The sequence below is a fragment of the Nitrogeniibacter aestuarii genome (assembly GCF_017309585.1).
Taxonomy (GTDB): Bacteria; Pseudomonadota; Gammaproteobacteria; order Burkholderiales; family Rhodocyclaceae; genus Nitrogeniibacter; species Nitrogeniibacter aestuarii.
In genome coordinates this window covers 4,668,343-4,678,511 of record NZ_CP071321.1, presented here as the reverse complement: position 1 = coordinate 4,678,511, position 10,169 = coordinate 4,668,343, and the positions used below count along the sequence as shown (strand labels likewise).

The following is a 10,169-nucleotide window of genomic DNA, read 5'->3' as shown; positions in this document are numbered from 1 at the left end:
CGGCGGCAGCCCGCCGCCCCTTTGCCAGCAAGGGTTTGCGGCTCAATCGCCCTTGGTTACGGGCATTGAGCGCTTTCGTCGATACGCCCATCACGCGCTCGCAGGCAGACGTGTGGCCCGCATAATGCCACCGGGGTGCACCGCACGTCGCGCCCGGGGCAATAAACGTTGACAAAACAAGCTATTTAGGATGAAATTCGCGGTTTGACTCAACTCACTGGCCAGTCATCATGAAACGTACCTTCCAACCCTCCGTTATCAAGCGCAAGCGCACCCACGGTTTCCTGGTTCGCATGCGTTCCCGCGGTGGTCGTGCGGTCATCCGCGCCCGTCGCGCCAAGGGTCGTCACCGCCTCGCCGTCTAAGATGGCATGCGGGTCGCCGGATGCCGATCAAAGCCTCCGCGACGCCTACCGATTGCGAAAAACGGATGAGTATTCATCCGTTTTTGCTTTTCGGCGCGCGATCAAGGGGCAGTTCCTGATCGTGCATTACCGACCCAACGCCTTGACCACCGCCCGCATGGGCGTGGTGGTCGCCAAGAAGCTGGCCCGCCGCGCCGTGCAGCGAAACCTGGTCAAGCGCATCGTGCGCGAAGGGTTTCGCCGGCAGCGGACCGCTTTGCCTTGCCTGGATCTGGTGGTGCGGCTTAATCGCCCCATCGTCGGTGCGTCCCGCACCAATCTTCACAATGATCTGGCAGACTTGCTGCGGCGGCTGCCGACATGAAGCAATTGTTGGTACTCCTCATCAAGGGCTATCGTTATCTGATCAGTCCGATGCTGGGGTCCAACTGTCGTTTCGTGCCCAGCTGCTCCGAGTACGCACTTGAAGCGGTTCAACGCTACGGCGCCCTGCGGGGTGGCTGGATGGCGATCAAGCGGATTGGCCGATGCCATCCGTGGTGCCATGGTGGCCACGACCCGGTTCCCTGATCTGAATTCATCACAAAAACGGTATTGCTCCAGATGGACAATCGACGTCTCATCCTGACCCTCATCTTCGGCTTCTCCCTGTTCATGCTCTGGGATGGCTGGATGAAGCACAATGCGCCCCAACCGGCGCCCACCACCCAGTCGGCCACGGCCGGTCAGACCGATGGCAGCGTGCCGCAGGCCTCTCGAAACGTGAGTGGCAGCGGCGATGTGCCGGGCGGCGGCAATGCTGTCTCCAGCACGGCACCGACCATCAAGGTCACCACCGACACCATGATTGCCGAGATCTCGGCCGAGGGTGGCGACATCGTTCACCTGGCGCTGACCCAGCACAAGGCAACCGACGACAAGTCGCAGAACTTCGTGCTGCTCGACAACGGCAGCAAGCACATCTACGAAGCCCAGGGCGGTCTCACCGGCCAGGGTCTGCCAAACCACAAGACGCTGTACAGCCTGCCCGCGGGAGACGTGACCTTGCCGGCCGGGCAGGACAGCGTCGAAGTGCGCATGAGCGCCCCGGACGCCAACGGTGTGATGGTGACCAAGGTGCTGACCTTCACCCGTGGCAGCTACGTGATCGGCACGCGCTACGACATCACCAACAATGGTAGCGAGCCGCTCAAGACAGACGCCTACTTCCAGTTCATGCGCGACGGCGAAGCCGCTGAAGGCAGCCAGGCGATGGGGGTGCATACCTTTACCGGGCCGGCGTTCTATACCGACGCCGACAAGTTCCGCAAGGTGAAGTTCGGCGATATCGATGACGGCGACGCCAAGTTCCCCAAGCAGGCTGACAATGGCTGGGTCGCGATGGTGCAACACTACTTCGTGAGTGCGATCATCCCGAAACAGGGCGTCGAGCGTGAGTACTTCGCCCGCAAGATCGGCAACAACCTGTACACCGCCGGCGTCATTCTGCCGGTGCCGGAAGTGGCGCCGGGGCAGACTCAGAGCATCAGTACCGAGCTCTATACCGGCCCCCAGATCCAGGACAACCTCAAGGCCATCGCACCCGGGCTCGAACTCGTGGTGGATTATGGCTGGCTCACCGTCATCGCCGCCCCGCTCTTCTGGGTGCTGCAGTGGTTCCATAGCCTAACCGGCAACTGGGGTTGGGCGATCATCATGGTGACCATTTCCCTGAAGCTCATCTTCTTCCCGCTGTCCGCCGCTTCGTACAAGTCCATGGCGAAGATGCGCACTCTGGGTCCCCGCCTGCAACGCATGAAGGAGCAGTTCGGCGACGACAAGGTGAAGATGCAGCAGGAGATGATGAAGATCTACAAGACCGAGAAGATCAACCCGCTCGGTGGCTGCCTGCCGATTCTGGTTCAAATCCCGGTCTTCATCGCCTTGTACTGGGTGCTGCTCGGCAGTGTCGAGATGCGCCAGGCACCGTGGCTGGGCTGGATCACCGACCTGTCGGTGAAAGATCCCTACTTCATCCTGCCGATCATCATGGGCGCTTCCATGCTCATCCAGATGAAGCTGAACCCGACGCCGCCGGACCCCATGCAGGCCAAGATCATGATGGCCATGCCCATCGTGTTCACCTTCATGTTCCTGTGGTTCCCGTCCGGCCTCGTGCTGTACTGGGTGGTGAACAACGTGCTGTCCATTGCCCAGCAATGGAAGATCACCCGCATGATCGAAAGTGGTGCCAAGAAGACCTGACACCATTGCCGCCATCGCCACCGCGCCCGGGCGCGGTGGCGTCGGCATTGTCCGCCTTTCCGGCTTGGGTCTGTCTGACCTGGCCAGCCGCCTGAACGGCGGCGCACTCCCCACTCCCCGATACGCTCATTTTCGATCATTCATCGATGCCCATGGGCAGATGATCGACGAAGGTCTGCTGCTGTATTTCCCCGCGCCCCACTCTTTCACCGGCGAAGACGTGATCGAGCTGCAGGGCCATGGCGGCCCGGTGGTGATGCAGCTCCTGCTCGAACACTGCCTGTCGCTCGGTGCCCGCCTGGCGGAACCCGGCGAATTCACCCAACGCGCCTTCCTGAACAACAAGCTGGATCTCGCGCAGGCTGAAGCCGTGGCCGATCTCATCGAAGCATCAACCACGGCTGCCGCGCGCTCGGCAGTGCGCTCACTGAGCGGCGCGTTCTCCAATGCCATCCACGAGATCCAGGACCAGCTGATCACTCTGCGGATGCTGGTCGAGGCGACGCTGGATTTTCCCGAAGAGGAAATCGATTTTCTCGAGTCGGCCAACGCCATCCCGCGCATGGAAGCGATTCGCGAAGCACTTGTGGAATTGCTGGATCGTTCGCGCCAGGGCGCCATCATGCGCGAGGGCCTGCATGTGGTGCTGGTGGGTCAGCCGAATGTGGGCAAATCAAGCCTCCTCAATCAACTGGCTGGTGAAGAGCGCGCGATTGTCACCGACATCGCCGGCACGACGCGCGACGCCCTCAAGGAGACCATTCAGATCGCTGGCATCCCGCTTCACATCGTGGATACCGCGGGTCTGCGTGACACCGGCGACGCCGTGGAGCGCATCGGGATCGAGCGCACATGGAAAGAGATTTCCAGGGCTGACGTGATTCTTCGTTTGGTCGATAGCCGCACAGGCCTGACTGACGAAGATCATGTCATCGATGATCAACTCCCTGCCGGTATCCCCCGAATTACCGTGTCGAACAAATGCGACCTGGTCGGCCTTGAGCCAGAAGGACATACGGACGATCACGGCCACTATCGTATTCGCCTCTCTGCGAAAACCGGCGAGGGCGTTTCGATTCTTCGCGACCAGTTACTCGTGATCGCAGGTTGGCACCCTCACTCTGAGGACACCTTCCTCGCGCGCAAGCGTCACCTGGCATCGCTGGACTTAGCACTCGGCCATGTGCGCACCGCACTCGATCGCACGCACGCGCTCGAACTCATGGCGGAAGAATTGCGGCTTTCGCACGAAGCCCTGGGTGAGATCGTCGGAGAGTTCACCCCCGACGATCTGCTTGGCGAGATCTTCTCCCGATTCTGCATCGGGAAATAGCGACAAGGAACGCCATGTTTCACGTGGAACACGAGGCTCATCATCATGGATGAGTGGCTTCTCATTCTCCTCGCTCTCGGCGGATTTTCTGCGGGATTCGTTGATGCTGTTGTCGGTGGTGGAGGACTGATTCAGATACCCCTGCTCTTCTCAGCATTCACACAACACGTTCCGGCCGTCATCTTTGGCACCAACAAGATCGCAAGCATTTTCGGCACCGCGACGGCCGCCGTTCATTTCGCCAAACGAATCAAGTTCGACCTGAAGCTCACGGCGGTGGGTGCTCTGTTCGCACTAGGCGGCTCTTTTCTCGGTGCGCGCAGTGTTGCCTATCTCGATCCCGAAGTCGCACGCCCGCTCGTGTTGGCCATGCTCGTTGCGGTGGCGATCTATACATTCAAGAACAAGAATTTCGGCACCGCCTCGGATGACGAACTCGTTGAAGGACGTAGTGCATACATTCGGCTCGGGCTGATTGCGGTTGCCATCGGCTTTTATGATGGATTCTTCGGGCCCGGCACCGGAAGCTTTTTCATCTTCCTGATGATCCGATTTCTCCGGATGGATTTCCTGCGCGCGTCGGCAACCGCCAAGGTGCTCAACTTTGCCACCAACCTCGCCGCCATCGGCTACTTCGCGAGCATCGACGCCGTTCTCTGGCAGGTTGGCCTCACCATGGCGGTCGCCAACGTTCTGGGCGCCATCACCGGAAGTCATCTGGCAATCAAGCACGGCGCCGGCTTTGTACGCAGGCTCTTTCTCGTCGTGGTTGTCGCCCTGATTTCGAAGATGGCGTACGACATGATGTGATCCACGTTTCACGTGGAACATAAAGCTGACCCTGCGGGCTGTGGGGTGGTAAAATCGATCGTTTAATCAATCCGTTATGGATGGGGATGACATGCAAGGTCTTCATCTCATCGCCGATCTTTATCAGTGCGGTTGCAATTCAAAGTTCCTTCTCGATCGTGATGTACTCGAGAGCAAGTGTGTTCAGTTCTGCCAGGATGCCGGGCTGACACCCCTGGGAGCCTACTTCTATCAGTTCACTCACGATTCGGGTGAACAAGCCGGCGTGACCGGCACCGTCGTTCTGGCCGAGTCGCATGTCGCGATTCACACCTGGCCCGAAACCGGTGCCGTCACACTCGACATTTACGTGTGCAACTTTTCGCGTGACAACTCAGACCGCGCCCGAACGGTGTACAACAAGCTCGTTGCCATGCTGAAGCCGGGCACAATACAGTCCAAGGAAGTCATGCGGGGCGAGCTCCCCTTGTCTGCCGCGGCTTGAGGATCGGCTCATGGCTGACCTGACAAAGTCGGATGGCGTGATGGTCGAGGCACTCAACGAGTACGCCGGCCATTACCTGAGCAAGGGCACTTTGCTTGAATCCGGGGAAACACCGTTTCAGGCCTACGAGGTTTGGCAAACCCCTCACTTCGGCAAGCTGTTCCGTCTCGACGGTTACTTCATGACGTCGGAGAAGGATGAGTTTTTCTACCATGAAAATCTCATCCACCTGCCCTGCATTGCCATGACTGCTCCTGAGCGTGCACTCATCATTGGTGGTGGCGACGGCGGCTCGGCAGACGAACTGTTCAAGTACCCCACCATGCAGGAAGTGGTCCTTGTGGAGCTCGACGGGAAAGTGGTCGACATTGCACGTGAGCATCTGGAATGCGTTCACAACGGCGCACTCAATGACCCACGGCTGACGCTGCGTATCGAAGACGGGCTGCATTACGTTCGCGTCGTCGCACCAGAAGAGCAAAAGAAATTCGATCTGGTCGTGCTCGACCTGACTGATCCGATTGGCCCGGCCGAGGCCCTTTACACCGAAGACTTCTTTGCCCAGTGCAAGGCTCTCATGACCGAACAGGGGGCCATGACGCTTCACCTCGGTGCTCCGGTATATCAGGCCGAACGTGTTGGCGAACTCGTCGGTCGTCTGAATAATGTTTTTGCCCATGTGCGCCCGCACTTTCACTACATCCCGCTGTATGGCTCTCTCTGGGGGATGGCGGTTGCCAGCGACCATATCGATCCGGCAACACTCGATCGCGACACGGTGACTCAACGCATCGCAGATCGCGGCCTGGACAAACTGCAGTACTACAATGAAGACACGCATCAGGCGGCGTTCATGTATCCGAACTATCTGCGCGAACTGATCAGCTCATGAATCAGAAGCCGGCCCCCCGGCGCGCGGTATCACGTGGCGGCCAATCGTCGCGCCGCCCGACTTCGCCGCGCCAACCCCTTCCGCCAGACAGCCTTGCCAACAGCCTCAGCCTGGCCGCGCAGCTTGTCGCTGCTGTCATCGAAGGCAAGGCACTGACGGAACAACTGGCGCAACTACGGCACGGGCATCCGAACCCGGACATCAACTGGGGCGCCGTACAGGATCTGACTTACGGCACGCTGCGTGAATACGGTCGCGGTGACGCCATGCTCGCGCCCTTGATTCAAAAGCCCCTCCCCACCCTCATCCACGCACTGCTGCTCGTTGCCTGCCATCGGCTGGAACATCGTCCTGATCAACAACACACGGTGGTTGATCAGGCTGTCAATGCCGCCGCCTTCCACGCCGTCGGTCTGAAGGGTGTCGTCAATGGCGTGTTGCGAAACCTCTTGCGCCGGATTGACGAATTGCGCGCCAAAGCCGACCGCGACGACGCTGCCCGACTGTGCCACCCGGACTGGTGGATCAAGCGTCTGCGCCGCAGCTACCCCAACGAGTGGGAATCCGTTCTCGCCGCCGGCAACATGCACCCGCCAATGGCATTGCGCGCCAACCGGCGACATCTGACTTCAAGGCAGGCTCAGGCCAGGCTTGCCGAGGCCGGGATCGAAGCCCGCCTTCTCGACAATGATGCGCTGCTGCTCGACGCGCCATGCCCGGTGGAGCGCATCCCCGGCTTCTTCGAAGGACAGTTCTCGGTGCAGGACGCCGGTGCGCAATGGGCAGCCCGATGGCTGGCGCCCCGGGATGGCGAGCGTATTCTCGATGCCTGCGCCGCCCCCGGAGGGAAAACGGCACATATCCTGGAGCTTGCCGACGCCAGGGTGACTGCGCTCGAACTCGACCCGAAACGCGCCCGCCGTATCGAAGAGAACCTGAGCCGTATCGGCGCCACCGCCGAGATCAAGATTGCCGATTGCGTCGAACTGGATCGTTGGTGGGACGGTCAGCCATTCGATCGCATCCTGGCCGATGTGCCCTGCTCGGCATCGGGCGTCGTGCGGCGCCATCCTGACATCAAGTGGCTCCGACGCAACACCGATATCCCTGCTTTTGCCGCCCAGCAGGCAAAAATTCTCGATGCGCTTTGGCAGACGCTCGCACCGGGTGGCACAATGCTCTACGTGACCTGCTCGGTCTTCGAAGAAGAAAACCGCACGCAGATCGCACGCTTCTGCACCCGTCATGCCGATGCAAAACGCATGATGATCGACAACCGGATCGAGAGAATCGTGCTGCCCAATGCCGACCATGACGGCTTTTACTACGCCCTGCTGCGCAAGGATGGCTGATCGACTGATCGGTATGATCGTCAGGTTCATGCTGGTCATGAGCCTGGTCACCAGTCTGAGCGCCCACGCCAGCGATGCCGCGATCCGTTACGCCGAGATCGTGACCGAGGGCAGCGAATACGTGATCAACGCCGATGTTTCGCTCAAGCTGAGCGAGGCAGTCATTGATGCCATCGATCAGGCTGTGCCGATCAACTTTGTCGCCGAAGCCAGCATCGAGTCACCCCGCTGGTACTGGTTCGACGCCACGCTGGCGAGCGAGCGCCTCGAGTTCAGTCTCAGCTATCACCCCATGACCCGCAGCTACCGGCTGGCCATCGGCTCACTGCATCAGGACTTCGAAACGCTCGACAGTGCGCTCGAGACCATGACCCGCATCCGCCGCTGGGCCATCACGCCAATGAAGACCCTGGTTCCGGGTGAGTCTTACAACGTCCAGCTCCGCTTCCGGCTGGAAACCGAATTGCTACCCCGCCCCTTCCAGGTCTCCACCATCGGCAGTCGTGACTGGGAGATCGAGTCCGACTGGTTGCGCTGGACCTTCCTGGCGAGCCCGATTCCGGTTCAATGAAACAGATCGCGATCATCATCGCTGCTGCGCTGGCAGGGGCGTCGCTGTTTCTGCTGACCCGGGCAACTGCCAACTCGGAGTTGCTCTCCGGCAGCTACCCGATCCTGCTCGCCATCAACGGCTTCTTCGTGGTGGCGCTACTGGGTCTGGTCGGGTTCCAGATCAATCGCCTGATTCACGACATCAAGGCCGGCCGCTTCGGCTCACGTCTCAAGCGCCGCCTGCTGGTGTTCTTTGCGCTCATGGCCATCGTGCCGGGCACGGTGGTCTACATCATCTCCCTGCAGTTCGTCATGCGCAGCATCGAAACCTGGTTCAACGTACGCGTGGATGCGGCCCTGGAAGGCGGCATCGCCCTCGGGCAGAGCACCTTCGATCACCTGACCAGCCAGCTTGAAGACCGGGCGCGGGAGATGGCGCTCGAACTCTCCGTCAATCCCGCCCTGGCGGTGTCGCGCCTCAACCGTCTGCGTGAGCAGGCCGGCGTGAATACGGCCACGGTGTTCTCGGACGGAGGACGCGTGCTCGCCACCGCATCGTCGGACGTGAGCATGCTCATGCCCACCCTGCCGCGGGCCGATCAGATGCACCAGGCGCGATCAGGCCAGCGTGCCCGCTTCATGAGTACCGACGAAGAAGGCCATATCGAAATGATGGTGGTGGTACCGGTCCCGGCTCAGAACATTGCCTCCGATCCGCTGTACCTGCTGCTGCGCCAGCCCGTGCCCGATACGCTCAGCCGTCACGCCAACGCCGTGCAGGCCGCCTATCGGGACTACCAGCAGCTTTCGCTCGGGCGTGAAGGCCTCAAGACCATCTATACCCTCGCGCTGACCCTCTCGCTCATGCTGGCCCTGCTGGCCGCAGTGGCCATTGCTTTCGTGCTCGCCCGCCGCCTCATCAAGCCGCTGGTGATCCTCTCTCAGGGTACGGCAGCCGTCGCCCAGGGTGACTACTCCCCCCGCCGGGCGCTGCCCACCCACGACGAACTCGGCGGCCTGCTGCAATCGTTCAACCAGATGACCCGTCAGCTCGACGAGGCCCGGGCCCAGGCTGACCGGCACCAGGCGGCCGTGGAGGCCTCACGCGCATATCTGGAAAGCGTGCTGGCCAACCTGTCGACGGGCGTGCTGGCCTTTGCGGCCGACGGCACCCTGCGCGCCGCCAACCGGGGCGCCACCCAGATTCTCGACGACACCCTCGACGACCACGAGAACATTCCCCTGGCCGAGTGGCCCGGTCACACCGAATTTCGCGATGCCCTGCTCGCCGCCTTCAAACGCGGCGATGACGACTGGCATGAGCAAATCGAACTCCGTTCCGCCGAAGGTGGCCAGCTCACCTTGCTGATCCACGGCTCACGCCTGCCCCAGGTCTCCGGCGGTGGCACCGTGGTGGTGTTTGACGATATCTCACATCTGATCGCCGCCGAACGCACCGCCGCCTGGGCCGAAGTTGCGCGCCGGCTGGCTCACGAGATCAAGAATCCGCTCACGCCCATCCAGCTCTCGGCCGAACGCCTCGGACTCAAACTCGCCTCGCAACTCGACGAAGACGGTCGTGCCATGCTCGAACGTGCCACCACCACCATCGTCAATCAGGTGGAGGCCATGAAGAATCTGGTCAACGCCTTCCGCGATTACGCCAAGCTCCCATCACCCACACTGGGTCGCGTGGATCTCAATGCCCTCATCCGGGAAGTGCTGGCGCTGTACGAGACCTCGGTCGTGCCGATCCGGCCGGAACTCGACCCGGAAATCCCGCAAATCGTCGGTGACGCATCGCAATTGCGGCAAGTGATCCATAATCTGTTGCAAAATGCACAGGACGCCATGGCCGACAACGCATCGGGGAGTATTACCATCGCCACCACCTTGCGTCGCACGGGGCGGGTTCGCATGAGCGTCGCGGACGAGGGCACAGGTTTCCCGCCCGATATGCTCGCCCGGGCGTTCGAGCCCTACTACACCACCAAGAAGCGGGGGTCAGGCCTGGGCCTGGCCATCGTCAAGAAAATCGTTGATGAACACGGCGGAGATATCCGCCTGGTCAACCGGGACACCGGCGGTGCCGAAGTGCGCATTCATTTGCGCCCGGTGGCCGATGAAACAGACTGAA

At 61.0% G+C, this 10,169-nt stretch carries 11 protein-coding genes; all 11 read left to right on the top strand.

What is annotated here, in order from left to right:
- The first annotated feature begins 230 nt into the window (after window positions 1-230).
- The 11 genes from rpmH (at window position 231) to J0W34_RS21790 (ending at window position 10,168) form a co-directional block, all read left to right on the top strand.
- Complete coding sequence (gene rpmH, locus J0W34_RS21840; RefSeq protein WP_227817358.1) at window positions 231-365, top strand: 50S ribosomal protein L34; 135 nt, start codon at window positions 231-233, stop codon at window positions 363-365.
- Between the two features lies 1 nt (window position 366).
- Window positions 367-729, top strand: coding sequence for a ribonuclease P protein component (rnpA, locus tag J0W34_RS21835; RefSeq protein ID WP_230971708.1), 363 nt, complete (start codon window positions 367-369; stop codon window positions 727-729).
- Entirely contained in the window at window positions 726-935 is a 210-nt protein-coding gene (gene yidD, locus J0W34_RS21830; protein WP_227817357.1) for a membrane protein insertion efficiency factor YidD, read from the top strand. Before rnpA ends, yidD begins: the two co-directional genes overlap by 4 nt.
- 33 nt (window positions 936-968) lie before the next feature.
- On the top strand, window positions 969-2,609 hold the full coding sequence (gene yidC / locus J0W34_RS21825; RefSeq protein ID WP_230970190.1) for a membrane protein insertase YidC: 1,641 nt from the start codon (window positions 969-971) through the stop codon (window positions 2,607-2,609).
- Window positions 2,593-3,942 (top strand): tRNA uridine-5-carboxymethylaminomethyl(34) synthesis GTPase MnmE, encoded by a 1,350-nt coding sequence (gene mnmE / locus J0W34_RS21820; protein ID WP_407941118.1) that lies wholly within the window; start codon window positions 2,593-2,595, stop codon window positions 3,940-3,942. The genes yidC and mnmE overlap by 17 nt, the downstream gene beginning before the upstream one ends.
- 45 nt (window positions 3,943-3,987) lie before the next feature.
- The gene (locus J0W34_RS21815) at window positions 3,988-4,752 is read left to right on the top strand and encodes a sulfite exporter TauE/SafE family protein (protein ID WP_230970188.1); all 765 of its coding nucleotides are present in this window, start codon (window positions 3,988-3,990) and stop codon (window positions 4,750-4,752) included.
- Window positions 4,753-4,843: 91 nt separating this feature from the next.
- A complete protein-coding gene (gene speD / locus J0W34_RS21810; protein WP_227817353.1) occupies window positions 4,844-5,236 on the top strand; it encodes an adenosylmethionine decarboxylase in 393 nt (130 codons plus the stop codon).
- A 10-nt stretch (window positions 5,237-5,246) separates the two neighbouring features.
- Window positions 5,247-6,128, top strand: a complete 882-nt coding sequence (speE, locus tag J0W34_RS21805) for a polyamine aminopropyltransferase (RefSeq protein WP_230970187.1) — start codon at window positions 5,247-5,249, stop codon at window positions 6,126-6,128.
- On the top strand, window positions 6,125-7,480 hold the full coding sequence (rsmB, locus tag J0W34_RS21800) for a 16S rRNA (cytosine(967)-C(5))-methyltransferase RsmB (RefSeq protein WP_230970186.1): 1,356 nt from the start codon (window positions 6,125-6,127) through the stop codon (window positions 7,478-7,480). The genes speE and rsmB overlap by 4 nt, the downstream gene beginning before the upstream one ends.
- A complete protein-coding gene (locus J0W34_RS21795; protein WP_230970185.1) occupies window positions 7,473-8,051 on the top strand; it encodes a DUF4390 domain-containing protein in 579 nt (192 codons plus the stop codon). Before rsmB ends, J0W34_RS21795 begins: the two co-directional genes overlap by 8 nt.
- Window positions 8,048-10,168: a sensor histidine kinase gene (locus J0W34_RS21790; protein WP_230970184.1), complete on the top strand. Its 2,121-nt coding sequence runs from the start codon at window positions 8,048-8,050 to the stop codon at window positions 10,166-10,168. The genes J0W34_RS21795 and J0W34_RS21790 overlap by 4 nt, the downstream gene beginning before the upstream one ends.
- Window position 10,169 lies beyond the last annotated feature (1 nt).

Bases quoted from the DNA above. Each gene is read 5' to 3' on its own strand.
- rnpA (WP_230971708.1), top strand. From the start codon at position 367: ATGGCATGCGGGTCGCCGGATGCCGATCAAAGCCTCCGCGACGCCTAC.
- speD (WP_227817353.1), top strand. From the start codon at position 4,844: ATGCAAGGTCTTCATCTCATCGCCGATCTTTATCAGTGCGGTTGCAAT.
- J0W34_RS21790 (WP_230970184.1), top strand. From the start codon at position 8,048: ATGAAACAGATCGCGATCATCATCGCTGCTGCGCTGGCAGGGGCGTCG.
- J0W34_RS21795 (WP_230970185.1), top strand. From the start codon at position 7,473: ATGGCTGATCGACTGATCGGTATGATCGTCAGGTTCATGCTGGTCATG.
- speE (WP_230970187.1), top strand. From the start codon at position 5,247: ATGGCTGACCTGACAAAGTCGGATGGCGTGATGGTCGAGGCACTCAAC.
- rpmH (WP_227817358.1), top strand. From the start codon at position 231: ATGAAACGTACCTTCCAACCCTCCGTTATCAAGCGCAAGCGCACCCAC.
- yidC (WP_230970190.1), top strand. From the start codon at position 969: ATGGACAATCGACGTCTCATCCTGACCCTCATCTTCGGCTTCTCCCTG.
- yidD (WP_227817357.1), top strand. From the start codon at position 726: ATGAAGCAATTGTTGGTACTCCTCATCAAGGGCTATCGTTATCTGATC.
- J0W34_RS21815 (WP_230970188.1), top strand. From the start codon at position 3,988: ATGGATGAGTGGCTTCTCATTCTCCTCGCTCTCGGCGGATTTTCTGCG.
- rsmB (WP_230970186.1), top strand. From the start codon at position 6,125: ATGAATCAGAAGCCGGCCCCCCGGCGCGCGGTATCACGTGGCGGCCAA.